The following is a 26648-nucleotide window of genomic DNA, read 5'->3' as shown; positions in this document are numbered from 1 at the left end:
CCTCGGCTGACTACGACGTATCCCGACCCACAGTATGCACCCCGAGTTCGACTCGCTGACCACCACCGCCGGAATCGAGATACTCGACCCCATCGAGTCCCGGCGGTTCACGCTCCGGACGACGACGCCGATAGCCCCGATGCCGGCGACGACGGACGGGTTCCCGTTTCCGGTGGACACCGCCTGCGAGATTCGGACCGACGAACTCGCGCTCCCGTACACGATTCCGGTGGACGTTCGCTCGCCAGACGGGAGCCATCACGCCTCGATCAGTCCACCGACCCGCCGGGAGTTCCCGCCCGACGAGTACCTGCTGGACTTTCACGCGCCGATGAAACTCTACCTCCGAGTCGGGAGTTCCCTGGAGATAGCGGCCGACGCCGACGACGTGACCATCGATTTCGGCGAAGCGACGACGGTCCGCGTCGGTGCCCGGTCGTATCACAGTTCTCCGGCGGGGACCATCACCGTACCCGACGACCCGGAGGCCGTGATGGAGGCGGTATCGGCGTTCTCCTCGGCGCTCAAGACCACCTCGCCCGAACACGCTTGGCCGACCCTGCGCGGGCACCCGCCGCGCGTCGAGCGCAGCGACGAACTGTCGATTCCCGATGGTCTCGAGGCGCCCGACACCGGTATCTCCATCGAGGTCCCACCCGAGTACGGCCCCATCTACGGTGTCGCCCCGCTCGCGTACTACCTGGGCGCGAATCTGGTGCCGAGCGAGATTGCCCGTCTGACTACCGACACCGGGACCGGAGTCGCCCGGCACCTCGGCGACGACGCCGCGGAAATCGCGGAGACCGCCGGAGACCTCCTGAAGCGAGTCCTCCTTCTCGACTGCGTGACCCGGACCGAGGGGTACTTCCCGGTCGAACTTCACGAGCGCGAGGTCCTCGAACCGCAGGTGGACCTCGACTTCGAGGCCCTATACGAGACGCCGCTCGCCGAGCGATTGGCGACGTACCTCTCGGTGCCCGACGAAGCTGTCGACTCCATCACACCGACGTGGCACCGCGCCACACACGTCGAACCGGACGCGTCGGCGGTCGAACTTCTCCCGTACGTCGTCGACGACCTCCCATTGGTCCGCATAGAGTCACCCGTCGGCGAAGCGTGGAACCCGACAGAAAGCCAACGCGTGACCGAGGACGCCCTCGGGTCGTTCGTGCGCCGCGCCGAACCCGCCCGCGGCGACGACTTCGTGCGGTCGGCCGACACTCGTGCGCCGCGCTCGCCCCCGGACGACGATTCTACGAACGGGCGTGGCGTGCCCGGCGTCGGCGAGTACGTCCCGCTTCCGGAGGTGGACGCGCTGGAGCAGGCCTACGTCGGCGACAAGACGCCCGAGAGTGGTTCGAAGCTACTCGTCGAGGCGTTCCGGAACGAGACGCCCGAACACGAGGAGGGAGTCATCGAAATCACGGTGGTCTGCAACGACGACGAGATGCGAGCAGAGTGGGACGCCGTCTCGGAGGTATACGGCAGTCGAGACGACGTGTACGTTGACGTAGACTGTCGGTTCGACGTTTCGACAGGCGAACTCAGAGACCTTCTGGCCGAAGACAACCATGTATTCCACTTCATCGGCCACATCGACGGACTCGGATTCGAGTGCCGGGACGGGATCCTGGACGCGGAGACAGTCGAAGAGACCGGTGCGACGACAGTGCTGTTGAATGGTTGTCGGTCGCACGACCAAGGCATCGCGCTCGTCGAGGCAGGGGCGAACGCGGCAGTAGTGAGTCTGGGCGACGTAGGGAACGGTGGGGCAGTGGAAGTCGGCGAAACCCTCGCAAAGCTCCTTCACCACGGATTCAGCGTAGGATATTCGATGGAGATAGTCCGGAAGTACACGTCGATCGGTCGGGATTATCTGGTGGCAGGGGACCCGGGAGTAACGATAACGCAAACCGAGACTGGAATGCCGATCATGTATCACGTTTTCCCCGACGAGACCGAAACGGATGGTAAATTAGTAGCCGAATTTTATGCGTACCCCAACCAAAGACACGGTGCCGGATCAGTCATCGAATCGTACTTACCCGGCATTGAGGGCATGTTCTTTGGCGTCGGGGCGTGCGGCCACACCGAAGTGGCTCACAACGTACTGCACGAACTCCTAGAAGGCCGGACGAGACCACTAATAGTAAACGAGGAACTAGTTTGGAGCGACGTCTGGTTAAAGGAGGTCTAAGGGCCAATGACAGTGCCGTTGTCAGCAGCTACCTTTCCCGTTTCTGCGAGGATTACAATTAGTGCCCATAGCGCGCCCATCATTTTTGGATTCTCCGCAAGCCAGTTCCGGAAGTCGGATTGATGTGCCATACCAACCCTATATATTTCTGCTGTTATTATCTAATTTACTAAATGTTATAAACAAGAAAATTATAATAAAAAGGACAGGAAAAGATAATTCCTCCATCCTACGCGCGGCGTTTTATAATTATTCTACAGAAAGCTTTTCAGGTTTTCGGCCCTATCTGCCGTCCCTGACCCTTCTACCGCGCTTTCACGTCGAACTCCACGGGTGGTTCCGGGTGTAACGTCACCATGGGAATAAGTTCCGGTTCGTCGCGGCCCGCGTACTCCAACTCGAACCGGCGACCGATGGTCGCAAGTACGAACTTGGCCTCGCGCGTGGCGAACTCCTCGCCGATACACCGTCGCGGCCCGCCGCCGAAGGGATAGTAAGCGTAGTCCGGGCGCGAGGCGTCGTCGCGCGCCTCGTCGCTCCATCGCTCGGGCCGGAACCCGTCGGGGTCGTCCCACCAGCGCGGATCGCGGTGGACGACCCATTGGGGCATCGAGACGATGGCTCCCTCCGGGAGGTGGAATCCCGTCACGCTGTCGTCCGCGTTCGCTTCTCGATAGATAGTGTAGGCGGGCGGATAGAGTCGCATCGCCTCCTTCACGACCCGTTCGGTGTAGTCGAGTCGTTGGACGTCTTCGACCGTCGGATCCGAATCGCCGACGACCGCGTCGAGTTCGGCGTGGAACCTCCGCCGTGCCTCCTGGTTCTCCGAGAGCAGGTACCACGAGTAGGTCAGCGTGAGCGCCGTCGTGTCGTGGCCAGCGAGAAGCATCGTCAGTACCTCGTCGCGAATCTGTTCGTCGTCGATTTCGACCGCGCCTGCGTCTCTCGCCCGAAGGAGCAGACTGAGCATGTCGCCACCGTCTTCCGTTCTCTCGCCGCGCTCGTGCTGCCGAACGATGTCCCGAACGACGCGTTCGAGGCGGCGTTCGCCGCGTCGATACTTCACGTTTCGCGGCGTCGGCACGTCCGCGGGGACCAAACTCCGCACGTCGTCGGATCGGAATCGCCCGCTCACGTCGATCAGCGCCTCGGAGATTTCGCGCTCCATGCCGCCGAGTTCCGCACCGAGAACGGTCTCCACGATGATACGGAGTGTGAGTTGCGACATCGCCGAGTCCCCCTCGATACGGTCGCCGACGCTCCACGTCTCGGCGAGTTCGCGGGCGTCCCCGACCATCGTCTCTGCGTAGCGGTCTAACTGCTCGCGGAAGAACGCGGGTTGGATGCGCTTTCGCTGGCTCCTCCACAGGTCGCCCTCGCTGGTCAGGAGACCGTCGCCCAGTAGCCCGTCCAGTCCCTCGCCGTCGAGGTCCGGTTTCCGGTAGTTCCCGTAGTTCTCGGTCAGGACGTACTCGATTCCCTCGGGGTCGGTCAGCAGGTACACCTCGCGGTTCAGCGTGTCGATGCGTGCGAAGTCGCCGTACTCCCGCGCGCACTCCTCCATGAATCCCAGCGGGTCAGCCGCGAAATCGAGCGAACTGCCGAACACCGGGATACCGGTCGGGCCGCGTGGCTGTCGGTCGGCCATGCGACACGTTAGCTTGCAATCGGATTAAACTTACGCGCCATCGGACTCGCCGGACCGCTGGCAGTCCTCCGGGACGACGACCGTACCCGGACGGTCAGCAGACGTGGCCGCCGCCGTCGACCCAGACCGTCTCGCCGGTCACGTAGGAGGCCGCATCACTCGCCAGAAAGAGGTACGCTCCGGCGAGTTCCTCGGGGTCGGCGGCCCGCAAGGGGAGACCGGGGGTGTCGCTCTCGGGTTCCATCTCCTCGGCCTCCTCCGACCAGCCTTCGCGGATTTCGGTGGCGACCGGACCGGGCGCGACGGCGTTGACCCGCACGTCTTCCCGGGCGAGTTCGAGGGCCGCGCTCCGGGTTATCATCCGAATCGCGCCCTTGGTCGCGGCGTAGTGGCTGTGGTCCCACGCCGCCCGGCCCTGCGTGTCCGAGGAGGTGTTGACGACGACGCCCGGTTCTCCGCGGTCTATCATGTCGTTGGCGGCGATTTGAGTCCCGAAGAAGGTCCCGCGAGCGTTGACCGCGTGTACTTCTTCGAACTCCTCGGGCGTCACCTCGCGGAACCTCCGCTTGGTGTAGATTCCGGCGTTGTTCACCATCACGTCCACGCCGCCGAATTCGCGGGCCGCCTCTATCAGGGTCCGAATCTGGTCGGGGTCGGCCACGTCGGTCTCGACGTACTCGGCCTCGGCGCCCGCGTCGCGGATTTTCTCGTGGGTCGGAGCCGACTCGGTCTCGGCTTTCGGATCCTCCCGCACGTCGGCGGCGAGGACTGTCGCGCCCGCGTCCCCGAACGCGAGCGCGACGGCGCGACCGATGCCCGCGCTCGCGCCCGTGACGATTACCGTCGAGTCGGAGAAGTCGGGATTCAGCGTTGCCATCTCGACCTCATCGTCGGGCCGACTCACCGTAATCGCACTGGCTCCGGAGAGCCAGTCGGCGGCCTACATCGCCCAGTCAGCAATCCACGCCACCACACCCATCGCGACCATGGCGATGCCGATAGCGGAGGTCGTTGGCTCGGGGAAGAAAAACAGGACGACGCCGACGAGAAGCAAGGCCCCGATGAGCCCCTCGTCTAACCACGTCCCGCCCTCGTCGTCCGATTCGGTCGTCGCCGGCCCGGTCCCGGCGGTCCGGTCGTACTCGCCTTCGGTCGCGTCGGACCTGCCTTCGGTCCCGTCGTAGTCGGCATCCACGCTGCTGTTCGACGGCCAGATTCCCCACCCAGTCGGCGAGAGCGTCCCGCCGACGCCGGAGGGGAAGAAGGTGTCGTCTGTCGCCTCGTCGCCCGCGTACTGGTCGCGCGCGGGTTCGTCCCCGTGGACCTTCTTGTACGTGTCGTCGTACTCGTCGTCGGTGTAGGGGTCGTTCGGCATGTTGGAAAGAAGGGTTCTCACGCGGTTAGGGTCTGTGGCCGCGTGAAACCCTCGGGGAGTATCCGGGGTAAGTTGGAGTCGGGGTTGGAGGTCTTCGTTTTCGTGGTCGTGTGGTCGGAGGTGAAGGTGGAAGTGGAGTACGAGTTGGAGGTGGAGGGCGGTGAAAAGTAGCGAAGGTAGCTACTCCTCGAGCCAAGGAGTACCGCAACCGCACAGCACCGCATGCCCCCGGACGGCCCCGCACAGCACCGCACCGCAACCGCGGGCCTCACGCCTCCCCAACCTCCTCGTTCGCTCCGCTCACTCGTCCCTCGCGCGCCGTGGCGCGACCCGCGGTTCGGGTCGCGCCAGCACGCGCCGGAGATCTATGTGACGTCGAGCGAGTGCTGGTGGGAGCGCGTTTCTACCGCCGACTTCCTGGTCGTGGCTCGACGTGGGGTTTCGCCATCAGGTCTTCGAATCGCTGGTCGTCCAGCCACGTCAGCAGGTTCGCCAACTGCTCGCTCGCGGCGTCGAACAGCTCTGCACCTTTCTCCGGCGTGGCGTCGGTCTGGTCGCCGAGGACGCCGTTTTCGGTGTTGTCGATGGCGTCGTAGAAGTTGCGCGCGCCGTAGATGTACCCCTCGTCGCCCGGCCAGTCTACGAGGCCACCGTCGCGCGCGTCCTCCAGTTTGTCCGTGCGCACGTTCTCGGGGTCGAGGTGCATCATCATCGCCGTCTCCTTGGGACCTCCGTGCGGGCCGTTGACCTCGAAGAGGTCGTTCACGAGGTCCGGGACGGACTCGTCCCACATCCACTCGACGGCGTAGGCCACCTCGTCCTCGCGGAGGCGGCGTCCGACCTCCCGGAGGTGGGTCTGGTTCCCGCCGTGGGCGTTGACGAAGACGATGCGGTCGATGCCGTGGTACGAGAGGTTTCGGGAGAAACTCTCGACGTAATCGCGGAACTCCGGCGGGTCGGCCCACATCGTGCCGTGAAACTGCTTGTGGTGGGGGCTGACGCCGACGTTCACGGTCGGCACGCAGAGGAACCCGGTCCAGTCGGCCGCCTCGCGGGCGAGACCCTCCGCGATTCGGTGATCGGTCGAGAGCGGGAGGTGCGGCCCGTGCTGTTCGGTCGAACCCAGCGGCACGACTGCCAGCGACTCCTCGGCCACGTAATCGCTCAGTTCCGGCCACGTCTGGTCGGCGAGGTACATACCAGTAGGCCGGGAGCGAGCGGGTAAAATTCTTCCCCACGTTCGAGTCGAGAGCGGTCGGTAGTGCGACCGTCGTGGGGACCTGGAGATGTGGTTACCCAGAAGTAACCACGTTTCGCCAGGGTTAGCAAACGTATAATTCGGTCGCGGTCCACGCTTGGAACACGATGTCTGACTGCCTCGACGACGACGCCCCGCCGAGCGCGAAGCTAGTCGTGAAGGTACTCGAATACAACGACGAGGCGCTCACCCAGCAACAGATCAGCGACCGAACCAGACTCTCGCCGCGTACCGTCCGGAGTTCCGTCAAGCGACTCAAAGAACAGGAGGTCATCGAAGAACGCGTCTACATCCCCGACGCCCGCAAGCAGTTGTACGCGCTGACCGACTCGGTGCAGGAGTGTCTGCAGACGGGCGAGCGCGGCCCCGGAAGCGCCGAAGCGGTCTGACGACACCGAATCGAAACCACTTCTTTCGGCCCGTCTGTCTTCTCGGTCGTGACCGAGTTCGACAAACTCGTCCGTGACCGGATTCCCGATATCGTCCGCGAGAACGACGAGACGCCCGTAACCCACGTCGCCGACGGAGCTGAGTACCGCGAGCGCCTCCGGGAAAAGCTCTGCGAGGAGGCCGACGAGTTCCGCGAGAGCGGCGACCCCGAAGAACTCGCCGACGTGCTGGAAGTCCTCGCGGCGATTCGGGACGCCGAGGACGTAGAGCGGGCCGAACTGAAGCGCCTCCGCGAGGAGAAAGCCGACGAGCGCGGACGGTTCGACGACGGAGTGGTCTTGGAACGAGTAGAGTGACGCATCTATACAATCGTCGAAGGAACAAAATTATTACCTGAAGAAACGATACGAATTCCGGTTCCGTCAGTCGTCCGCCGACGGGTAGTCGCGTTCGAGGTCCACGTCGGCGAGCGACGGTTCGCCCTCGACCTCGTGGGTGCCGACCGGCGGCCGATTCACCTCCGCCGCGGCCGACACTTCCACGTCGGTTTCCTCCTCGATTTCGGTCATCTCGCCGTCGGCCTCGCGTGCGTCCTGGTCGATGCGCATCGAACAGAACTCGACGCCGCACATCGAGCAGAAACGCGCTTCCTTGTAGTTGTCGCCGGGGAGCGTCTGGTCGTGGTACGACCGGGCGCGCTCGGGGTCGAGTGCGAGGTCGAACTGGCGCGTCCAGTCGAAGTCGTACCGGGCCTCGGAGAGGGCGTCGTCCCAGTCGCGGGCACCCTCGCGGTCGTTCGCCACGTCGGCGGCGTGGGCCGCGATGCGGTAGGCCGCTAACCCCTCGCGCACGTCCTCGGCGTCGGGGAGACCGAGGTGTTCCTTCGGCGTGACGTAGCAGAGCATCGCGGCCCCGGCGCGGGCGGCCTCGGTCGCGCCGATGGCGCTCGTGATGTGGTCGTAGCCCGGTGCCACGTCGGTCACGAGCGGTCCGAGGACGTAGAACGGCGCGCCGTCGCAGACCTCCTGTTGGCGCTCGACCTGCCCCGCGATTCGGTCCATCGGGACGTGGCCCGGCCCCTCGACCATGACCTGCACGCCGTGGTCCCACGCGATTCGGGTCAGTTCGCCGAGGGTGTCCAACTCGGCGAACTGAGCGTCGTCGCCCGCGTCGGCGAGACACCCCGGCCGGAGACCGTCGCCGAGGCTGAAGGTTACGTCGTACTCCGCGAAAATCTCGCAGATCTCCTCGAACTTGGCGTAGAGGGGGTTCTGCATTCCGTTCTCCTCCATCCACTGCGCGAGGATGGACCCGCCGCGAGAGACGATGCCCGTCTTGCGGCCGTCGGTCAGCGGGAGGTGTTCCATCAGCACCCCGGCGTGAATCGTCTGGTAATCGACGCCCTGGGCGGCCTGCTTCTCGATTACGTCTAGCAGGAGTTCGTGAGTGAACTCCTCGACGCTCTCGACCTGCTTGACGGCCTCGTAGATGGGTACCGTACCGAGCGGAACCGGCGAGTGGTCGACGTTGGCCTCTCGAATCCGGTCCAGGTCGCCGCCGGTACTGAGGTCCATCACGGTGTCCGCGCCGTAGTGGACCGCGGTGTGTAGCTTCTCCAACTCCTCCTCGACGCCGCTTTCGGTCTCGCTGTTGCCGATGTTGGCGTTGACCTTCGTGGCGAACTCCCGGCCGATAATCATTGGGTCGAGGCGGTCGTGTTCGACGTTCGCGGGAATCACGGCCTGACCGTCTGCGACCTGCTCGCGGACGAATTCGGCGGATACCTGCTCTCGCTCGGCGACTCTCTCCATCGAGTCGGTGACCGTACCCTCTCGGGCGCGCTGTAGCTGCGTCACGGATTACTAGGTTGTACCACCGATTAATAAATCCGGTGGTCGAGGAAGTCGGTACGACCGCCTCGGTCCGACGAGTAGGCGACAGATGCGGAACCCAAACGCATTATATCGTCACCCGAAAACCACCACCCGATGGACAAGTGGAAGCGCCGCACGCTCTACTACCTCTCTACGCTCGTGGTCGTCTTCCTCGGCTACGCGATGGTCTACGACTACGGGATGGCCGTCTACGAAAATCACACTCAGCCGTTCTACCAGTCGCTACAGGTCGTGATAGAGACGTTCACGACGACGGGGTACGGGTCGGACGCGCCGTGGGAGACCCCCGAGATGAACCTACTGGTGATGATCATGGACCTCACGGGGGTCATCCTCATCTTCATGGCCCTGCCGGTGTTCGTGGTACCGCTCCTCGAGGACGTCTTCTCGACCACCCTTCCGACCGACGTCGAGGACCTCGAAGACCACGTAGTCATCTGCACGTACTCGCCGCGGGCCGAGGCGCTCATCTCGGAACTGGAGTCGTGGGGCGTGGAGTACGTCGTCGTGGAACCCGACCGCGAGCGAGCGATGGACCTCTACGAGTCGGGTCACTCGCTGATTCACGGCGACCCCGAGTCGGTCGAGACGCTGGAGGCCGCGAACCTCGACGCCGCGAAGGCGCTGGTCGCCGACGCCAGCGATGAGGTGGACGTGAGCATCGTCCTGACGGCCCGCGAGGCCGCCGAAGACGTGCGCATCGTCAGCGTCGTAGAGGAACCCGACCAGGAGACGTACCACGAACTCGCGGGGGTCGACGAGGTGCTCTCGCCGCGCCGACTCGTCGGCGAGAGTCTGGCCGACAAGGTGACGACCGCCGTCTCGACGGAACTCGGCGACGCGGTCGAAATCGGCGCGGACTTCGAAATCGCGGAACTTCCGATACACCGCGGGAGCGAAATCGCTGGCCACACCCTCGCCGAGAGCGGTATCCGCGAGCGGTCTGGGGCGAACGTCATCGGCGCGTGGATTCGCGGCGAGTTCGAGACCCCACCGTCGCTCGATCTCGAACTCGACACCGGCATGGTTCTACTCGTCTCTGGCCGACAGGCCCAACTCGAACGCCTCAAGGAACTCACCAGTACACAGACCCACAGACCTCGCCGGGGCACGGTAATCGTAGTCGGTCACGGCGAAGTCGGTTCGACCATCACCGACGCGCTCGCGTCGGCGAACATCACCTACACGGTGGTCGACATCGAGGACAAACCCGGCGTGGACGTGGTGGGCGACACGACCGACCCCGAGACGTTGGAGGAGGCGGGCATCGAACAGGCCCGGACCGTGGTGTTCACCGTCGCCGACGACACCCTCACTGGATTCGGGACGCTGGTCGCGCGAGACCTCAATCCGGACGTCGAGGTGCTGGCCCGCGCCGAGGAGACCGAGAACATCCAGAAACTCTACAGGGCGGGCGCGGACTACGTGCTGGCGCTCGCCACCGTCTCCGGCCGGATGCTCGCATCCACGATTCTGGAGCGCGAGGAGGTCATCTCGATGGACAAGCAGGTCGAAATCGTCCGGACGACCGCCTCGGAGTTAGCCGGCCAGAGCCTCGCCGAGGCCGACGTTCGCGCCCGGACCGGGTGTACGGTCGTGGCGGTCGAGCGCGACGGAGAAGTCGTTACGGAGGTCGGCCCGGAGTTCCGATTCCAGCACGGCGACGACGTAATCGTCGCCGGGACCGACGAAGGTGTCAACCGATTTACGACGCTGGCGAACTGAACCGGCTTAGCCGGAGCTATCCCGCGTTTAACGCAGCGTTTAGGTTCGGGGGTTTTTGTCGCTTGGCGTCGTAATCGGTCGAAGGGAGGACCCACGGGGGACCGAGAAACACGATGAACGTCATCGAAGGAGCACGAATCAGTTGGCGCAACATTCGGGAACACAAGCTTCGTTCGACGCTCACCACGCTCGGAGTCATCATCGGCGTCGCGGCGGTCATCACCTTCGTCACGCTGGGAGCGAGTCTCCAGCAGGACATCATCAGCACCGTCGCGGGCGGGAACGCCGCCACGATGTACGTGACTTCTCAGTCGCCGGGCGACAGCAGGGTGCCGTCGCTCGGCGGCGGTGGTGGGTCGGTCGTCTTCACCCAACACGACGTAGAGCAGATACGAAAACTGGAAGGCGTCCAACTCGCCGCACCCGAAAGTGGCATCGCGGCCTCGTCGGTGACGCACAACAACTCGACGTTGGGCAGACAGTGGATAACGGTCTCGTCGCCCAGCTACTTCCAGGTGCGGAACATCTCGTTCGTCGACGGGCGTCCGTACCGACTGGGCCAACGGGAGGTGGTGCTGAACCGGCCCGCGACCAAGATGTTCGGCGACAACGTCACCGTCGGCGAGAACATCACGTTCACGCGAGCGGCCAACGGCGAGACGCTGAACGCGACGGTCGTCGGCATCGTCGAGCAGAGTGGTGGCGGCGACGTTCTCGGGTTCGGTCAGGACGGCGCACAACCCCAGATCTTCGCGCCTAACGACCCCTACTACGAGCGGACGGTGGTGAGTCCGAACCTCCGGGCCCGCCAGTTGGTCTACGGGCGGATACTCGTCAAAGCCCAGAACCCGGGACAGGTCGATGCGGTGCAGGGCCGAGTGTACAACTACCTCGGCGAGGAGTCCGACGCCCGCCGACTGAAGTCCCAGTCCTACCAGTTCAAGGTCACGACGCAGGGCCAGATTATCGGTCAGGTCAAGCAGTTGACCAGCACGTTCACCGCGTACATCACGGGTATCGCGGTCATCTCGCTCATCGTCGGGTCCATCGGCATCGCCAACATCATGCTTGTGAGCGTGACCGAGCGAACTCGTGAAATCGGCATCATGAAGGCCGTCGGCGCGCAGAACCGCGACGTGCTTCAGTTGTTCCTCGTGGAAGCCGTCATGCTCGGCGTCCTCGGGTCGGCGCTCGGCGCGGTCGTCGGCATCGCCGGCGGGTACGCCGGAGCGCAGGCCATCGGACTCCCGCTGGCGTTCCAGCCGATCTGGTTCGTGGCGTCGGTTCTCGTCGGCGTCGTCGTCGGCGTCCTCGCGGGACTCTACCCGGCGTGGGACGCCGCCCACACCGACCCCATCGACGCGCTCCGGTACGAGTGAGTCGGCGCTCGGCGCGTCGGAGGGGATTCGGTCGCGCCGAACGACGGAAAAGATAGAGGGTCGTTCTCATGCCTAAAGACACATATAGAACCCCTAAAGAATTGAATTGTGGTCGTAAGCAATCGAAAACCTGTCTCTAAATCGATTTCGGGTCACATCGTAGCCGTAATCCGGGTCGTCCGAGCGCGACTACGGCCGCGTCACGCCGAGCGAATCCACCTCTCACGGCCGAAAGTCCTTTAATTCGTTTCGAATCGTTTTGCGTCGAAATCCGGCCTTGAACGACGGGTTCTGGGAGGTAACGACGCCGGAGAAAACGTGGTGGACGACGACGCGCCGAATAGCCACTGGATAACAAAGAGGCCCCGACACCAACGACGGATGAGACCGAGCGCGCTCTCTTCGAGCGCAGGGAATCTCTATGACGGAACAGAACCTCGCACAGAAGACGACGGTACGTGAGCAGGGTTACAAACGGGAGTGTCTCTGGCTCGCGCCTGCACTCCTCGCTTCAGTACTACTCTTCTACTTCTATCTGCGCTCGCACCCCTACCCCTCGTTCGGGGCGGGCCTCTACCTCCTCATCGCCGAGCGCATCTCCGAGATGGGCTACGCCCTCCCGAAGACGATTCCGTACTACACGGAAGGCGGCGTCCCCTTCTCGTACCCGCCGCTGATGTTCTACGTGGTCGCGGTGATTCGGGACGTGACGGGCGTAGACCCCATCGCTATCTCGCGGTATCTGCCGGGCATCGTGACTATCGCCTACCTCGTGCCGGTCTATCTGCTGGCTCGCGACCTCCTCGACTCGCGGCCACAGGCCGCGATGGTCAGCCTAATCGTCGCAGTGAGTCCGCCGGTTATCCAGTGGCACGTCTCGGCCGGCGGCATCGTCCGGGCACCCGCGTTCCTCTTCGCGCTGTCGGGCATCTACGCGGGCCTCCGACTCTACCGGGACCGCGACCAGCGGTGGGTCGTCCCGTCGCTCGCGCTGTTCACCTTGACCGTCCTGACCCATCCCGTCTACACCGTCTTCTTCGCGCTGTCGTACTTCCTGCTGTTCGTCCAGTTCGACCGCACGCTCTGGGGACTCACCCGCGGTGCAGTCGTCGGATTCGGCGGCATTTTGCTGGCCGCACCGTGGTGGACGCAGGTGATGGCCATACACGGCGTGGACGTGTTCACCGCGGCCGCGGGCACCCACGGTGGTCTCGGCGGCGGCATCCCGTCGGTGTCGGAAATCCTCAACATGGAAGCCGAGAGCCTCTTCGTCGGAACGGCCTGGTCGCTCTTGCCACTCGTCGGAATCGGCTATCTCCTGAAAGAGCGCCGGTACTTCCTGCCGGTCTGGTTCGTCGCGGTGACCGTCGTCATCGGGAAGCCCCGGTTCTCGGTACTGGTCGGGTCGTTCATCACCGCGGTGTTCCTGTTGGAGGCCGTCGGGACGTGGTTGAAGCGCGAGTCGCCGTTCGGCGTCGGTCGCAGAGAGGTCGTCACCGCCGCGCTGGTGCTGATAGCGACCGTCGGACTCGGTAGCGGCGCGATGTACGCGACCAGCGACGTGAACGCCCACGCCGGGAGTCCGTCGCTCCCGCAGTTCGTCACCCACGACGACGTGCAGGCGATGGAGTGGGCCGAGAAGAACACCAAGCCGAGCGCCACGTTCGTCGTGCAGGGCGACGCCGCCGAGTGGTTCCCACAGCAGACCCACCGGACGATGCTCGTCGGCCCGTGGGGCGTCGAGTGGAAGGGCCACGAACCGTACAACCGCCAGTTGAACCTCTTCCGGGACATCTCGTCGTGTAACTCCGCCCACTGCATGACCCACACCCTCTCGAAGGCGGGCGTGAATCCCGACTACGTCTACCTGCCGAAAGGGAAGTTCACCGTCCGCGGGATGGAGTACAAGCGGACGAGTCAACTGGCGATGTCGATGCACCTCTCGCCGAAGTACCGTACCGTCTTCGAGAACGACGGCGTCATCGTCTTCGAGGTGATGGACGGCGGGCAGGGCGAAGGGAGCGGATCGGACTCCGGCGGAAACGCAGGCCAGAACTCCGGCGGGAACTGACGAGTAACGAAACGCTACGAAGAGCTACGATATACGACGAAGAGCCGTGGAAAAAGCTCAGAACAGCGGGTCCAACTCGCCGTCGTCGTCCTCGATGAGGTCGGTCGTGTTCTGGTTGCTCTCCTGCTCGATGGCGTCGATGTTGTCCTGGGTCTCGACGGCGACCTCCTGTAGCTCTTCGACCCGCGGCACCTCCGAGACGCCCGACAGCAGGACGACGCCAGCGACCTGGTCGGTGTCGCCGACCGGGTAGTCGCCGCCGCGGACCTCCATCGAACCGGTCTGGTTCTCCAACCACTTGCGGCCCTTCTCGACGCCCTTCCGATTCAGATACTCCGGCGGCCCGCTAGCGACGAGTAGGGAGCGTTCGGCGCTGTCGATTTCGCAGGGCAGGGTGAGTCGCCCGAGCGCCGCCTTCCGGACGAGACTCGTGATTCGGTTGGTCGCGTGGGTCGAGTCCACCTCCTCGGTGCCGTCGCTCTTGAACCGCGAGAGCAGGCCGCCAGAGGGGTTGTCTACCTCCTCGGCCGCGTAGCCGACGGTCGAGACGCCGCCGGTGTCGAGCGTGTTGATGATCTCGCTGGAGTCCACGACGCTCTCGCCTACCTCCTCGCCGCGCGAGACTTCGCCCGCGCCGAAGAGGATGCCGAACCGCCGGACGATCTCCTCGTTGATGCGGTCGTAGCCCGATCCGACGCTCTCGCCCGCCTCGCGCCACGCGTCGTTGTCGAACACCAGCAAGTTGTCCACCTCGCGGACGAACGTCTGGAACGACCGGGCGGCGTTCAGGGTGTAGATGCCGCCCTCGTCCCTGCCCGGCAGGACGCCGAGTCCGTAGACGGGTTCGGTGTAGATGCGCTTGAGGTACTTGGCGAGGACGGGCGCGCCGCCCGACCCGGTTCCCCCGCCCATTCCGGCGACGATGAGGAAGGCGTCGATGTCGTGGATGGGCACGTTGTCTACTGCGCCCTGCACCTCGTCGATGTCCTCCTCGGCGATCTCCGCGCCGAGTTCGTTGTCCGCACCGACGCCGTGGCCCTTCACCCGCGACTGGCCGATGAGGACCTGATTCTCCTCGGGCACGTAGTCGAGACCGACGAGGTCGGCCTTCGCGGTGTTGACCGCGACCGCCGACCGGACCGCCTCGCCGCCGGTCCGCTGGTCGTACTCGATGAACTTGTCCACGATCTTCCCGCCGGCCTGCCCGAATCCGATCATCGCCAACTTCATGCCGACCCCTCCGTCGCGGTGTTCAATCGGTGCCTGTCGCCTTCGTCGTCGGCACCTGTAGCTTCGATACACTCCACGTGTTGGCTATGAAACATCCGTAACCCCCGCCGGGGTAGACCACGGGGACCCTGATAAATCCTCAGTACGGTTTTGTATCTCGGGGAACAACTATCTCGTACAGGACCGGCGTAACCGAGGTCGCGCTCTATCTGCGATTCCGGCGACCGCATCGCCGCGAGAAACGTACCCAGATACCGAGAGGTGCGAATTAGGACGCGTCAGCGAGACCGCGACCAGCAGTTAATTATCCGTCACTATCGGGGCGGCGGGGAAGGACGATGAAACGACTCCTTCTGGCCGTCCTGTTCGTCGTCGGATGGGTCGGTGGCGGGACGCGAATCGTCGACACCGACGCACAGGTATCAGCACAAGCGGGGGCTACCCATGCCGACTTCCCGCCGGGAGTGAACGCCAGCGGCGTGACCGACCCGCTGGCGCTGACCAACGCCGACCAGCAGGCGCTCGAAGACACGTCGTACACGATGGCGACCTCGTTCACGTTCCAGCGACCGAGAACGAGACTGGATAGCGCCGAGGAAACTCGGCGTCGGGTCGGCCGGGGCGGGTGTCTCGATTACGCCGACGCCGACACATTTTCGCCCACGGAATCGACGATAGCGTCCACGTCGTACTCGTCGTCTTCCTTGTCGAAGACCAGTTCACCGTCGGCGCGAACCTCGAACACGCCACTATCGCCCGTCACCAGCGCCACCGAATCGAGTCGCTCGCCGTACTCGCTGAGGAGCGCGTGCTGTACGTCCTGTGCCCGGTCGAGCATCCCGCAGGGGACGCAGTACTCGATTTCGACTTCCGTCATGGTCGTTCGGAGATAGGCTCCGGACTGACTTAAAACGGGGGAGGTCCGGGGAGGCGGATAGTCGGGAGGCCCCGAAGAGATAGGTACTCCGTAAGCCAATCGTGACCGCACCTGTACAGCACCGGCGGAATCTCGCTCCGGCGAGTCTGCGCTCTCTCCGCTGCCGACGACCTCACGCGGATGGGCGCGGTCGCAGTGCGACCGCGCCCGCACGCGCCGGGTGGTCGAATCAATCGAGCGGAACGGAGTCGGACGACCGGGAGCAAACTATACCTATATTAGAGACAAGTATAGAATCCCATAGTAATATTGTATAATTGTAAAGCCGTAAATCTGCCGGGCCGACCAACTCGCGTTAGGCGCTGGAGGCCAGCCGATACGTGTCGAACTCCTCGCCCGTGTCGGTGTCGCGGTCGGCCGCGGTCTCGACCGCCTCGCGGGCCAGTCGCTCGGCGTCGTCCAGACCGATGTCCTCGTCTCGGCCTTCGAGGACGCCGAGGGCCAACTGTCCGCCTGACCCGAACGCCACCGTCTCGTCGGTGACGACGCCGCCGTCGCTTCCGATGCCCCGGACGCGCGGCGCGTCGTCGTCCCGACCTGCGACGATGGCTTCGACGCCCTGCTCGGCCGCGAGGTCGCTGGCGACGCTGGCGAGTCGGTCGAGGCTCATCGGGTCGCCGTGGTCGGTCTCGTGGGACCGGACCTCGGATTCGAGTCTGCGGTGGAACTCGTCGATGTCGCCCGCGGCACCGACTGCGGCCGCGCCGACTTCGCCGAGGTCGAAGACGTGGCGCTTGCGTTCGCTCGACACGGTTCCGCCCGCCGTGAGTCGTCGGTCCCCCGCGAGTACGGCCCCGCCGTCCACCTCGATTCCGACAATGGTTGCCATGTTCGAGTGGATGACGTCCGGCAGGAAGTGCGTTGTTGCCGACCAGCGACGGTAGAGGACTTTGGAACCTGCTCCGCTCGCTGGACGTTGCACCGAGCGAGAACCGAGGCTACGGACGGGTCGGCTATTCGACTCGCACGAGGGCCCTCGGCGATCGGACCTGTGGACGAAGGGCAGTGAAAAGGAGTTGCGGGACTACGCGGTGATGGAGGACTTCTCTCCGAGGTGGCCCGCCTCCCACTCGCGGCGCGCCTCGATTTCGCGGCTCCCTCGGTCGGTGAGGGCGTAGTAGTTGGTCCGGCGGTCGCGCTGGCCCTTGTCTACCAGTCCTTTGTCCACGAGCGTGTCGAGATTCGGGTAGAGTCGGCCGTGATGAATCTCCTTCTCGTAGTAGGTTTCGAGCTCTTCCTTGATTGCGAGGCCATGCGGTTCGTCCTTACCCGCGATGACGTACAGCAAGTCCCGCTGGAAACCAGTCAGGTCGTGCATGAGTTACGAAAGACGATAGTTTCCCTATAATTATAAGCTTGGTGGCCGTTAAATTCAGTTTCCAACCGGAAGCGGGGCTTAGCTCGTGGTAGCGCGTATCGAAGTCTCTGCGAGACTGTTCATCCGTCTAACCTCTTTGCGCGCCACGGCCGACGACGCCACTTCAGGCCCCGTATAACAATGGCCGTTGGAGGGGAATCTCGCGGTACTGACCGCCGGAGTCGCGCGCAGGCTCCGCCGGACGATACACCATGAAGTATCTGTTCTTCACCAACACGCCGGCGCAGGTCCACCAGTACAGGCGCGCAGTCGCGGAACTGCGAGACCGAGGCCACGAGACGCTCGTTCTCGCACGGGACTACGGTTGCACCGAGACACTCCTCGACTACTACGATCTCCCATACGAACTCTACGGACGATGCGAGACCGAGAAGTTCTCGCTGGCCCGCGAACTGCCGAAACACGCCGCCAGAATCGTCTGGCGGACCCGCGAGTACGACCCCGATTGCGTCTTCGGGCGCGGGGCCTACGCCGCGCTCGCGGGAACGGTCGCCCGCGTCCCGGTCGTCCTCGTGGACGACTCCGGAAACACCGACTTAGACCACGCGATTTCGGTTCCGCTCGCCGACGCGGTGCTGACGCCACACACCTTCGAGAAGGACCTCGGCGAGAAGCACTACGAGTTCCGCGGCTTCAAGGAACTGGCCTACCTCCACCCCGAGGAGTTCGAACCCCAGACCGACGTGCGAGACGAGTTGGGCGTCGGCCCCGACGAGGACTTCGCCCTCGTGCGACTCAACGCGTTCGGCTCGCACCACGACGTGGGCAAGGCCGGGTTCACGTCGGAGAAGCGCCGGGAACTGGTCGAAGCGCTCGCCGAGGACGCTGCCGTCTTCGTCTCCGACGAGGGCGGCGACATGGACCTCGACAGGACGCCCGCCCGAGCGTTCGACCTCCATCCGGCCCTGCTCCACGACGCGCTGGCCGAAGCCTCCCTGCTGGTCGCCGACACACAGACCATGGTCACGGAGGCCGCGCTGCTCGGCACTCCGGCGATTCGTTCGAACTCCTTCGTCGGCGACGACGACATGGGCAACTTCGTCGAACTCGAACGCGAGGGGCTGATCTACAACCTCCGCGAGTTCGACGCGGTTCTGGACGCCGCGACCGACATCCTCGCGGACGACGACGCCGACGAGCGCTGGCGAAGCCTGCGCGACGACTACCTCGCCGACAAGGTGAATCTCACCGGAGTAGTCGTCGAGGTGGCCGAGAACGTCGCCGCGACGGGCGACGTTTCCGTCGCCGGTATCGACCGAGTTAACGGCGTCTCGCCGCGCCAGGACGACCGTTCGGCCCCTCGCGCGCTCGACCCAGAGACGGTCCGGAGCGACGGAGGGAAACGGTGAACGTCCTCAATCTGGTCTCGAACGAGGACGCCCGGTTCTTCGAGCAACAGACCGAGGTGCTGGAGCGCCGCGGAGTGGACTGCGCGACGATGAAACCGCCCGGCGACCACGTGGCCCGCGAGGACGTGACCGAGCGGTCGGCGGGCGACTACCTCCGGTTCGTTCCGCAGGTCGTCAGCGAGTCGCTCGACGGTTACGACGTGGTCCACGCCAACTACGGACTGACCGCTCCGGCCGCGCTCGCGCAGGTCCGACTTCCCGTCGTCCTCTCGCTGTGGGGGACCGACCTGATGGGCGAGTACGGGTGGCTCTCCAAGCAGTGCGCTCGCTACTGCGACGCGGTCATCGTGATGTCCGACGAGATGGCCCGCGAACTCGGCCAACCCTGCCACGTCATCCCGCACGGCATCGACATGGACCGGTTCGCCCCTCGTCCGACAGAGGAGGCCCGCACGGAAGTCGGGTGGGACCCGGACGCGCGCCACGTTCTGTTCCCGTATCCGCCCTCGCAGGAGGTGAAGAACCACTCGCGCGCACGTCGCGTGGTCGAGCGCGCGAGCGAACGAGTCGACGCCGACGTAGAGCTACAGGTCGTCTACGGCGTCGCTCACGCCGAGGTTGCGACGTACATGAACGCCGCCGACGCGCTCTTGCTGACCTCCGAACACGAGGGGTCGCCCAATTCGGTCAAGGAGGCGATGAGCTGTAACCTCCCGGTCGTCTCGACCGACGTGGGCGACGTGTCGGACCGACTCGACGGGGTGTCGGCCTCCCACGTCTCGGACTCGGACGACGAACTAGTGGAGGGACTGGTAGACGTCCTCGACGACCCGCGACGCTCGGACGGCAGGGAGGCGGTTCGGGACATCAGCCTCGAACGGATGGCCGAGCGCATCGAGGGCGTCTACGAGTCGGTCGTCTGACGTCTACAGAGACGCCCACACCTATTCTTTACGTTTCCCTTAGAAATACGTATATATTTATTGGAAAGGAAAGAACAGTGAAAGTCAACTTCTAGTCATCTTCCTCGTGCCGTCCGCGGGGATCTCCCAAACCAGGCGGTCGTCGATTCGTCGGCCCGACTCGTTGGTTTCTCCGCCACGGCACTTCGTTTTCCGGAGGTCGGCGCTCGGTTCTCCGACGAGTCGGGCTTCCTTTTACTGCACTTCCACGTTCGTTCCCCACCGCCTGTTCGCTAATCTGACCCTGATTGTGGATAGGCCACCACAACCTACCGTCGGGAAACTGACGCTTTCCCGAACTCTAGGGGACGAGTACCGTTCCGTAATCGCTCTAACCGCCGTACGACCGACCTATAGCCGGCCAAACTCGCGCTATCCCGATATAGGCGCTGGAGAACAAAGTGAGACGAAACGGATGGATACTCCGAAGGAACCATGAGTCTACAGGTTGCGGAGGGCGAGCGAACCGCCCAGTCTGCCGAGCAACGACTCGGCAACGCTCACGTCGTCGTCGGCATTCCCGCGTACAACGAGGAGAACGGTATCGGCAGTACCGTTCTCGGCGTCCAGCGGTGGGCCGACGACGTAGTGGTCGTAGACGACGGAAGCACCGACCGCACGCCTGTGATTCTGGAGCAGGCCGACGTGACCGTCTTGCGCCACGAGCGAAACCGAGGGAAGGGAGCGGCGGTCCGCACCCTCTTCGCCCACGCCCGGCGCACGGACTGCGACGCGCTCGTCCTGCTCGACGCCGACGGCCAGCACGACCCCGCCGACATCCCCACGCTGGCCGCGCCAGTGGTCGAAGACGAGGCCGACATGGTCATCGGCAGTCGCTACCTCGCCGAAGACGCGGGCGACGAGACGCCCGTCTACCGGCGACTCGGCCAAGTCGTCCTCGACTACTGCACCTCGCGCGTGACCGGTTCCGATCTCACAGATACCCAGAGCGGTTTCCGGGCGTTCTCGCCCGAATCGCTCGAACGACTCTCTCTCACGACCGACGGGATGGGCGTCGAGTCCGAGATGATAGACTCGGCGACCACCGAGGGCCTGACCATCACCGAACGGGCAATCGACGCCCGGTACGAGGACCTTGAAGGGCAGACCTACAACCCCATCAAGCACGGGTTGGCGGTCATGCTCTTTCTCGTTCGCCTCCTCAAGCGCCGCCGACCGATTCCCTCGCGTTCCGAAAAACGATAACATGTCTACGATACAGCTACCCACCGACCTCAGCGACCGCTACGAACTGCTCGCCGACCGACTCGACGGCTTCGACGGTGCCGACGATCTCGCCGAGTACGTCCTCGAATCTACCGCCGCCGAGATGGAGCGCGGCGACGCGGCCGACGCCGGGAGCGACAGCGCCGACGACGACGTGGTAGAAGACCGCCTCGAACAACTGGGATACCTCGAAAAGTGACTATGACAGACGGCTCAGTCTACGTGTTCGGGTTGGACGGCGTTCCGCCCGAACTGGTCGACAGAGGTATCGACGCCGGACGACTCCCCAACTTCGAGCGGATGCGCGCCGAGGGGACCGACGGCACGACGCGCTCGACCGTCCCACCGCTGTCGATGATAGCGTGGAGTTCGTTCGCCACGGGCCGCAATCCCGGCAACCACGGCGTCTACAACTTCATGCTCAAGGAGGAGGGCGAGTACGGGACGAACTTCGTCAACGCCGACACCCTCCGCGAGCAGTCGGTCCCGGTCTGGGAGTATCTCGACGCCGAGGACAAGCGGTCGGGCGTGATGAACGTCATGCCGGGCTACCCCCCGTCACGGACCTCGGGGTTCCACATCTCGGACAACATCACGACGCCCTCCTCGGGGTCGTACGCCTTCCCCGACGAACTCCAGCGGGACATCGAGGAGCGCGTCGGCGAGTACGACGTGGACCCCTACGAGGGGTACGACGACGGAAGCGACGAAGGGAACCTGAAGGGTCTCCTCGACAACTTCTTCGAGATAGAATCGAACCGCATCGAGGTCGCCAAGTTGCTCGTCGAGGAGTACCCCTGTGACTTCTACTCCCTCGTCTTCTCAGGCCCGGACAACATCCTCCACGTCCTCGGGCACGTCCTCGACGAGACCCACCCGAAGCACGACCCCGACGTCGCGGCCCGATACGACGACGAGCCCCTCGAACTGCTCGAACTCTACGACGACCTGCTCGGATGGGTGATGGACCGGATGGACGACGAGGACACGATGATGGTCCTCTCGGACCACGGCCACGGGCCGGTCTACCAGACCATCAACCTCAACTCGTGGCTCTACAACGCGGGCTATCTCGAACTCGAATCCCGGCCGTGGACCCGCCTGAAGCAGTTCGGCTACAACCACGTCTACGACGCCGTGGAGACGGTGATGAGCGAACTCAACCTCTTCTCGAAGCTCAAGATGGGGGTCGCCCGGACGAACGGCGACGGGTCCGGTCCCGACTTCGCGGAACTGCTGACAATCTCCCGGAGGGACATCGACTGGAGCCAGACCGCGGCGTTCACGGTCGCCAGCGGCGGCCAAATCTACCTCAACACCGGCGACCACCGGGAGGGCGCGATTCCCGAACACGAGTACGACCAGGTCCGGGAACGCCTGCGCGAGGAACTCCTCGCCATCGAACACCCCGAGCGCGGTGAGAGAGTCGTCGACTCGGTACTCTACGGGGAGGACGTGTACGGCGACGAGTACGCCGACACCCGGCCGGACCTCGTCTGCATGCCCGCACCGGGCTATCAGATTCAGTACCCCCAGACGATGAAGACCAAGCGGGTGTTCGCCGACCCCCCCAAAACCGGTTCGCACACCTCCCAACACGAGATGCACGGCATCTTCTACGCGTGGGGCGGCCCGGTCGAGAGCGAAACCGGCGTGACGGTCGATCTGACGGACTTCGCGCCCACGGCGTGTTCGCTACTGGACGTGCCCGTACCCGAGGAGATGGACGGCGAGGTCCGCGACGACGTGGTGGACGTACGGGCGGAGCGCGAGCGATTCGACGGGAAGGTGAAGACGAAGCGGGCGGTACGGGAAGTCGTCGGGGAACTAGGTGAAGACTGAGTCGAGGTCACTCGGCGTCTCGTCTGGCCGCGCTCCCGAAGTCCACCGTCGGTCGCTCGCCCTTCAGTAACTGCCCGCCGAAACTGTTCAGCAGGACGAGCGACACCGACAGTACCATCGCTATCATCGCGAAGACCGGATGGACCAGACCGGTCGCGGCCGCGGCGACGCCCACCCCGTTGAACGCGAACGCTCCGGCGAGGTTCTGCTCGGTCTTCCGATAGCTCCGGTCTGCGATTTCGTAGGCGTCCGAGATACCCCCGAGGCGGTCGTCCACGAGCACGACGTCGGCGCTCTCGATGGCGATGTCGGTCCCCGCACCGATTGCGACGCCCACGTCGGCCTGGGTCAACGCCGGGGCGTCGTTGATGCCGTCGCCGACCATCGCCACGCGGCCGCCCTCGGCCTGAAGCCGCCGTATCTCCTCGCGCTTGTCCTCCGGGAGCACCTCGGCCATCACGCGGTCGATACCGACGTGTTCGGCCACAGTCCCGGCAGTTCGCTCGCCGTCACCCGTGAGCATCACGGGCGTCGTTCCTTCGGCATTCAGCCGAGCGATGGCCTCCTCGGCGTCGGGTTTCACTGGGTCGCCCAGCGCGAGAAGACCGAGGACTGCACCGTCGACCGTGACTGCGACGACAGTAAGGCCCCGGTTCCGGAGTTCGTCGGCGTCGGCGCGCACCGCCGCGGGGAGTCCGGAGTCCGCCGCCCACGACGGTTTCCCGACTCGGATCTCGGTCCCGTCCGCGGTCGCTCGAACTCCCTTTCCGGTCACGCTGTCGAAGTCGTCGGGAGTCGGAAACTCGACGCCCAGCGCGCTGACGTGGTCCAGAATCGCGTCGGCGAGGGGATGTTCGCTGTACACCTCTGCGGTCGCGGCCCGGCGGACTACCTCCATCTCCCCGGCCTCACCCACGACGACCACTTCCTCGACGGCGGGTTCGCCCTGCGTGACGGTTCCGGTCTTGTCGAAAACGACCGTCTCGACCTCGCGGAAGGCGTGGAACGCGTCGGCGCTCCGCATGAGCAGGCCCCGCTCGGCGGCGACGCCGCCACCCCGGACGATCGCCAGTGGCGTCGCCATGCCGAGCGCACAGGGGTAGCCGAGGACGAGCACCGCGAGTGCGGCAAACGCGCCGCGTTGCACGTCGGGCGCACCGCCGACGAGTATCGGACCGACCGACCAGAAGAGCGCCGCCCCGACGGAGACGACGAACACGGCCGGGACGAAGTACTTCAGCACGCGGTCGGCGAGCGCGACGACGCCGGGTTTCATGGCCCGCGCGGCCTCGACCTCTCGGGCGACGCGATTCAGGAAGGCGTCCTCGCCGGTCGCGGTAACCTCGACGAGCAGGGTGCCGGTTCGGTTGACGCTCCCGCCGACCACCTCGTCGTCGGGCGACTTGTCGACGGGGGCCGACTCGCCGGTCGCCACGCTCTCGTCAACCGCGCTCTCGCCATCGATTACCCGTCCGTCGACCGGGACGCTCTCGCCGGGTTTGATACGCACCCGGTCTCCGACCGCGAGGTCGTCTACGTCGACCTCCTCGACGCCGCCGTCGTCGCTAACGCGGCGAGCGGTGTCGGGGCGCAGTTCGAGCAGTTCCTGCACGGCGCGGGAGGTCCGAGCGCGGACGAGGAGGCTGGTGTACTCCGAGAGAACGTGATAGCTCGTGACGAAAACCGAGACGGCGAAGAAGTGAACCGTCGGGAAAGACGGGAACCCGACGAGACCCAGAAGTCCGCCCGCCAACCCGGCGAAGGCCCCGGCTTCGAGCAGGACGTGCTGATTGAGAATACCGCGTCGAAGGCTGTGATACGCCTTGTCGAGGATGTACCGTCCCGGCCCGAGCATCGTCGCGAGCGCCAGTCCGAGCGCGGCGAGGTCCATCGACGCCGACTCCGACTCGAAGCTCCCGCGAACGAACACCATGAACACCATCAGGGCCGCCGCGATTCCCGAGAACACCCCGGCGAGCGCGAGTCGACGCTTCGCACGATCGAGTTCCGCGCGACGTTCTTCGAACTGCGCGGCTTTGTCGGCGGCGCGAATCGTGAATCCGAGGTCTCTGAGAACGTCTTTGAGTTCGACCTCTTCGACTTCGCCCTCGTCGTACCGGACTCGGACTTCCTCGTGAGCGAGGCTGACGCTCGCGTCCTCGACGCCCTCCGTCCGGTCGTACGCCGTCTGGATGCTCTCGGTGCAGAACGAGCAGCTCATCCCGCCGACGCGATACTGGACCTCGGTTTCGGTCACACGAGAGTGTGAGAACGAGACGCGAAAAAGCGTTACGCGTATCTCGGCACCGTCTCACTCCGACTCCACTTCCACCTTCGCCTCACTCTAACTCTACGGCCACCTTCTCCCCACTTCTGGCGGCCTCGTAGGCCGCCTCGGTAAGCGCGGTCACCGCCAGCGCGTCACGAGCAGTCGCGGGCGGTTCCTCGCCGGTCTCGATGCAGTCGATGAACGCCTCGGCCTTGTCGCGCTGTTGGCTCCGGTCGATGTAGGGGATGACCGTCGTGGAGTCGGCGTCGATTCGCTCCAGTTCGCGCTCCTCCCACTGTCGGCCTTCGAGGTAGACCGCTCCTTCGTCGTCCCAGACGTGTATGTGTTCGCGCACGCACGGGGCGTCGCTGTGGACCGAGATGGTGCCGTGCGCGCCGTTCTCGAACTCGACGGTGAGAACCGCGCGTTCGTCCACTCGGTCCTCGTCGTCGGCGAACACCATCTCGGCGCTGACCGAGGCCGGGGTCAGCCCCGTGGTCCACAGCACCGCGTCGATGAGGTGACTCCCGGTGTCGTAGAGGTTTCCGCCGCCCGAGAGGTCGGGGTCGGTCCGCCACGTCCCCTCGAATCGGGAGATCCAGTTCTGCGTGATTTCGGCGCTCAAGTAATCGGGGGTCGGATTCCGGTCGCTCGGGGAGTCGCTCTCGTCGTCGCCCTGCCACCGCCGTCGCGCGGTCTGGAACGCCGGGTTGAGGTGACGCTGGTAGCCGACCATCAGCACCTGCTCGCTCGACTCGGCGCGCTCCGTGAGGTCGCGGGCCTCGTCCAAGTCGGTCGTGAGCGGTTTGTCGCAGAAAACGTGGAGGTCGCGGTCGAGCGCCGCCGTCACCATCTCGTGGTGGAGGGTGTGGGGTGTTCCGACGAGTACCGCGTCGAGCGCCTCCGCGTCGAGCATCTCGCGGTAGTCCTCGTACTGGGAGCCGTCGCCGACGTAGAGGGTCTCGCCCGCGGTCTGTCGCGTGTCGGCGCTCACGTCCGCCAACGCCGTCACCGTCGAACGCGGGTCCGTGTTGAACAACTGACCGACCGTGGTTCCGATGTAGCCGCCGCCGATAACGCCGACTCTGAGTTTCTCGGCCTGAGACATTCGTGTTAGAGTTCACTACGAGGGGTCCCTTGACTCGTCTGGCCGCCTCCGGCAGTTTTCGACGGCTTCGAAACCCACCGGTTCTCGGACACTCCACCGTGTTCGCCAACTGAATCGAACTGCACCAGTTTCGCTCGGCGGACCCCCTACTCCGGCGGGCGCCATCGACACCTTCCATCTCGGCGCGCTGGCGCGACCTCGATCAGCGAGGTCGCCCTCCATGCGCGCGAGGGCTGCGCGAGCGAACGCGAGTGCAGGCTCGGAAGACGCGGGTCGTCTTCCGGTGTCTGCGGGAACGGACGTGACCGCAGGTTCGGAGGACGTTGTTTGTCCTCCGGTGTCTTCAGGAGCGAAGCGACTGAAGGCTCGGAGGACGTCGTTCGTCCTCCTGTGGACGAGTAGCGCAGG

24 protein-coding genes are annotated in these 26648 nt (G+C 64.8%); 12 read left to right on the top strand and 12 right to left on the bottom strand.

Annotated features, from left to right (window positions below; all coding sequences use genetic code 11):
* Positions 1-34: 34 nt before the first annotated feature.
* Positions 35-2197: a CHAT domain-containing protein gene (locus E2484_RS15490; protein ID WP_137286088.1), complete on the top strand. Its 2163-nt coding sequence runs from the start codon at positions 35-37 to the stop codon at positions 2195-2197.
* Here E2484_RS15490 and E2484_RS26320 read toward each other — a convergent pair.
* The 4 genes from E2484_RS26320 to E2484_RS15475 all read right to left on the bottom strand — a co-directional run bounded on the left by E2484_RS26320 (position 2194) and on the right by E2484_RS15475 (position 5220).
* Positions 2194-2328, bottom strand: a complete 135-nt coding sequence (locus E2484_RS26320; protein WP_449272304.1) for a DUF7503 family protein — start codon at positions 2326-2328, stop codon at positions 2194-2196. The genes E2484_RS15490 and E2484_RS26320 overlap by 4 nt on opposite strands.
* 173 nt (positions 2329-2501) lie before the next feature.
* Positions 2502-3845: a cytochrome P450 gene (locus E2484_RS15485; protein ID WP_137286087.1), complete on the bottom strand. Its 1344-nt coding sequence runs from the start codon at positions 3843-3845 to the stop codon at positions 2502-2504.
* A gap of 94 nt (positions 3846-3939) precedes the next feature.
* Positions 3940-4722: an SDR family NAD(P)-dependent oxidoreductase gene (locus tag E2484_RS15480; protein ID WP_137286358.1), complete on the bottom strand. Its 783-nt coding sequence runs from the start codon at positions 4720-4722 to the stop codon at positions 3940-3942.
* 63 nt (positions 4723-4785) lie between these two features.
* Positions 4786-5220 carry a DUF308 domain-containing protein gene (locus E2484_RS15475; RefSeq protein WP_137286086.1) on the bottom strand — a complete coding sequence of 145 codons (435 nt, stop codon included), beginning with the start codon at positions 5218-5220 and terminating at the stop codon, positions 4786-4788.
* Between the two features lie 42 nt (positions 5221-5262).
* Here E2484_RS15475 and E2484_RS25715 point away from each other — a divergent pair, with 42 nt between their 5' ends.
* Positions 5263-5391 (top strand): hypothetical protein, encoded by a 129-nt coding sequence (locus tag E2484_RS25715; protein ID WP_321112668.1) that lies wholly within the window; start codon positions 5263-5265, stop codon positions 5389-5391.
* A gap of 232 nt (positions 5392-5623) precedes the next feature.
* Here E2484_RS25715 and E2484_RS15470 read toward each other — a convergent pair whose 3' ends face one another.
* Positions 5624-6418, bottom strand: coding sequence for a creatininase family protein (locus tag E2484_RS15470; RefSeq protein ID WP_137286085.1), 795 nt, complete (start codon positions 6416-6418; stop codon positions 5624-5626).
* A gap of 167 nt (positions 6419-6585) precedes the next feature.
* Between E2484_RS15470 and E2484_RS15465 the strand changes: the two genes are divergently transcribed.
* A complete protein-coding gene (locus E2484_RS15465) occupies positions 6586-6867 on the top strand; it encodes a winged helix-turn-helix transcriptional regulator (RefSeq protein WP_137286084.1) in 282 nt (93 codons plus the stop codon).
* Positions 6868-6915: 48 nt separating this feature from the next.
* Positions 6916-7224: a nucleoside triphosphate pyrophosphohydrolase gene (locus E2484_RS15460; protein ID WP_321112667.1), complete on the top strand. Its 309-nt coding sequence runs from the start codon at positions 6916-6918 to the stop codon at positions 7222-7224.
* A gap of 66 nt (positions 7225-7290) precedes the next feature.
* Here E2484_RS15460 and thiC read toward each other — a convergent pair whose 3' ends face one another.
* The gene (gene thiC, locus E2484_RS15455) at positions 7291-8724 is read right to left on the bottom strand and encodes a phosphomethylpyrimidine synthase ThiC (protein ID WP_137286082.1); all 1434 of its coding nucleotides are present in this window, start codon (positions 8722-8724) and stop codon (positions 7291-7293) included.
* A gap of 132 nt (positions 8725-8856) precedes the next feature.
* Between thiC and E2484_RS15450 the strand changes: the two genes are divergently transcribed.
* The 3 genes from E2484_RS15450 to E2484_RS15440 all read left to right on the top strand — a co-directional run bounded on the left by E2484_RS15450 (position 8857) and on the right by E2484_RS15440 (position 13938).
* Entirely contained in the window at positions 8857-10488 is a 1632-nt protein-coding gene (locus tag E2484_RS15450) for a potassium channel family protein (RefSeq protein WP_137286081.1), read from the top strand.
* 113 nt (positions 10489-10601) lie between these two features.
* The gene (locus E2484_RS15445) at positions 10602-11867 is read left to right on the top strand and encodes an ABC transporter permease (protein ID WP_137286080.1); all 1266 of its coding nucleotides are present in this window, start codon (positions 10602-10604) and stop codon (positions 11865-11867) included.
* A 421-nt stretch (positions 11868-12288) separates the two neighbouring features.
* Positions 12289-13938, top strand: coding sequence for an ArnT family glycosyltransferase (locus tag E2484_RS15440; protein WP_137286079.1), 1650 nt, complete (start codon positions 12289-12291; stop codon positions 13936-13938).
* 57 nt (positions 13939-13995) lie between these two features.
* On the opposite strand, the gene E2484_RS15435 is transcribed toward E2484_RS15440, so the two are convergent.
* From E2484_RS15435 to E2484_RS15420, 4 genes are all read right to left on the bottom strand, one after another.
* Positions 13996-15168: a tubulin/FtsZ family protein gene (locus E2484_RS15435; protein ID WP_137286078.1), complete on the bottom strand. Its 1173-nt coding sequence runs from the start codon at positions 15166-15168 to the stop codon at positions 13996-13998.
* 634 nt (positions 15169-15802) lie between these two features.
* Entirely contained in the window at positions 15803-16045 is a 243-nt protein-coding gene (locus tag E2484_RS15430; RefSeq protein WP_137286077.1) for an Rdx family protein, read from the bottom strand.
* Positions 16046-16400: 355 nt separating this feature from the next.
* Positions 16401-16934 carry an Ntn hydrolase family protein gene (locus tag E2484_RS15425; protein WP_137286076.1) on the bottom strand — a complete coding sequence of 178 codons (534 nt, stop codon included), beginning with the start codon at positions 16932-16934 and terminating at the stop codon, positions 16401-16403.
* A 195-nt stretch (positions 16935-17129) separates the two neighbouring features.
* Positions 17130-17423 (bottom strand): PadR family transcriptional regulator, encoded by a 294-nt coding sequence (locus E2484_RS15420; RefSeq protein ID WP_137286075.1) that lies wholly within the window; start codon positions 17421-17423, stop codon positions 17130-17132.
* Positions 17424-17674: 251 nt separating this feature from the next.
* Here E2484_RS15420 and E2484_RS15415 point away from each other — a divergent pair, with 251 nt between their 5' ends.
* From E2484_RS15415 to E2484_RS15395, 5 genes are all read left to right on the top strand, one after another.
* Positions 17675-18832: a DUF354 domain-containing protein gene (locus tag E2484_RS15415; protein WP_137286074.1), complete on the top strand. Its 1158-nt coding sequence runs from the start codon at positions 17675-17677 to the stop codon at positions 18830-18832.
* Entirely contained in the window at positions 18829-19755 is a 927-nt protein-coding gene (locus E2484_RS15410) for a glycosyltransferase family 4 protein (RefSeq protein ID WP_170977377.1), read from the top strand. The genes E2484_RS15415 and E2484_RS15410 overlap by 4 nt, the downstream gene beginning before the upstream one ends.
* A 474-nt stretch (positions 19756-20229) precedes the next feature.
* On the top strand, positions 20230-21000 hold the full coding sequence (locus E2484_RS15405; RefSeq protein WP_137286073.1) for a glycosyltransferase family 2 protein: 771 nt from the start codon (positions 20230-20232) through the stop codon (positions 20998-21000).
* Position 21001: 1 nt separating this feature from the next.
* A complete protein-coding gene (locus E2484_RS15400; protein WP_137286072.1) occupies positions 21002-21220 on the top strand; it encodes a hypothetical protein in 219 nt (72 codons plus the stop codon).
* 2 nt (positions 21221-21222) lie between these two features.
* Positions 21223-22863, top strand: coding sequence for an alkaline phosphatase family protein (locus tag E2484_RS15395; RefSeq protein ID WP_137286071.1), 1641 nt, complete (start codon positions 21223-21225; stop codon positions 22861-22863).
* A gap of 7 nt (positions 22864-22870) precedes the next feature.
* On the opposite strand, the gene E2484_RS15390 is transcribed toward E2484_RS15395, so the two are convergent.
* Both E2484_RS15390 and E2484_RS15385 read right to left on the bottom strand, forming a co-directional pair.
* The gene (locus E2484_RS15390; RefSeq protein WP_137286070.1) at positions 22871-25120 is read right to left on the bottom strand and encodes a heavy metal translocating P-type ATPase; all 2250 of its coding nucleotides are present in this window, start codon (positions 25118-25120) and stop codon (positions 22871-22873) included.
* Between the two features lie 82 nt (positions 25121-25202).
* Positions 25203-26240 carry a Gfo/Idh/MocA family protein gene (locus E2484_RS15385; RefSeq protein WP_137286069.1) on the bottom strand — a complete coding sequence of 346 codons (1038 nt, stop codon included), beginning with the start codon at positions 26238-26240 and terminating at the stop codon, positions 25203-25205.
* Positions 26241-26648 lie beyond the last annotated feature (408 nt).

It is taken from the genome of Halorussus salinisoli, assembly GCA_005239435.1.
In the GTDB taxonomy this organism is placed as follows: Archaea; Halobacteriota; Halobacteria; order Halobacteriales; family Haladaptataceae; genus Halorussus; species Halorussus salinisoli.
Note: the sequence above shows the minus strand (reverse complement) of the source record. Positions and strands in the feature narration are given on the sequence as shown.

Excerpts from the sequence above, each read along its gene's own strand:
- E2484_RS15480 (WP_137286358.1), bottom strand. The coding sequence starts at position 4,722 with ATGGCAACGCTGAATCCCGACTTCTCCGACTCGACGGTAATCGTCACG.
- E2484_RS15400 (WP_137286072.1), top strand. The coding sequence starts at position 21,002 with ATGTCTACGATACAGCTACCCACCGACCTCAGCGACCGCTACGAACTG.
- E2484_RS15490 (WP_137286088.1), top strand. The coding sequence starts at position 35 with ATGCACCCCGAGTTCGACTCGCTGACCACCACCGCCGGAATCGAGATA.
- E2484_RS15450 (WP_137286081.1), top strand. The coding sequence starts at position 8,857 with ATGGACAAGTGGAAGCGCCGCACGCTCTACTACCTCTCTACGCTCGTG.
- E2484_RS15440 (WP_137286079.1), top strand. The coding sequence starts at position 12,289 with ATGACGGAACAGAACCTCGCACAGAAGACGACGGTACGTGAGCAGGGT.
- E2484_RS15430 (WP_137286077.1), bottom strand. The coding sequence starts at position 16,045 with ATGACGGAAGTCGAAATCGAGTACTGCGTCCCCTGCGGGATGCTCGAC.
- E2484_RS15465 (WP_137286084.1), top strand. The coding sequence starts at position 6,586 with ATGTCTGACTGCCTCGACGACGACGCCCCGCCGAGCGCGAAGCTAGTC.
- E2484_RS15470 (WP_137286085.1), bottom strand. The coding sequence starts at position 6,418 with ATGTACCTCGCCGACCAGACGTGGCCGGAACTGAGCGATTACGTGGCC.
- E2484_RS15395 (WP_137286071.1), top strand. The coding sequence starts at position 21,223 with ATGACAGACGGCTCAGTCTACGTGTTCGGGTTGGACGGCGTTCCGCCC.
- E2484_RS15425 (WP_137286076.1), bottom strand. The coding sequence starts at position 16,934 with ATGGCAACCATTGTCGGAATCGAGGTGGACGGCGGGGCCGTACTCGCG.
- E2484_RS15445 (WP_137286080.1), top strand. The coding sequence starts at position 10,602 with ATGAACGTCATCGAAGGAGCACGAATCAGTTGGCGCAACATTCGGGAA.
- E2484_RS15485 (WP_137286087.1), bottom strand. The coding sequence starts at position 3,845 with ATGGCCGACCGACAGCCACGCGGCCCGACCGGTATCCCGGTGTTCGGC.
- E2484_RS15415 (WP_137286074.1), top strand. The coding sequence starts at position 17,675 with ATGAAGTATCTGTTCTTCACCAACACGCCGGCGCAGGTCCACCAGTAC.
- E2484_RS15435 (WP_137286078.1), bottom strand. The coding sequence starts at position 15,168 with ATGAAGTTGGCGATGATCGGATTCGGGCAGGCCGGCGGGAAGATCGTG.
- E2484_RS15405 (WP_137286073.1), top strand. The coding sequence starts at position 20,230 with ATGAGTCTACAGGTTGCGGAGGGCGAGCGAACCGCCCAGTCTGCCGAG.
- E2484_RS15475 (WP_137286086.1), bottom strand. The coding sequence starts at position 5,220 with ATGCCGAACGACCCCTACACCGACGACGAGTACGACGACACGTACAAG.
- E2484_RS15385 (WP_137286069.1), bottom strand. The coding sequence starts at position 26,240 with ATGTCTCAGGCCGAGAAACTCAGAGTCGGCGTTATCGGCGGCGGCTAC.
- E2484_RS15420 (WP_137286075.1), bottom strand. The coding sequence starts at position 17,423 with ATGCACGACCTGACTGGTTTCCAGCGGGACTTGCTGTACGTCATCGCG.
- E2484_RS26320 (WP_449272304.1), bottom strand. The coding sequence starts at position 2,328 with ATGGCACATCAATCCGACTTCCGGAACTGGCTTGCGGAGAATCCAAAA.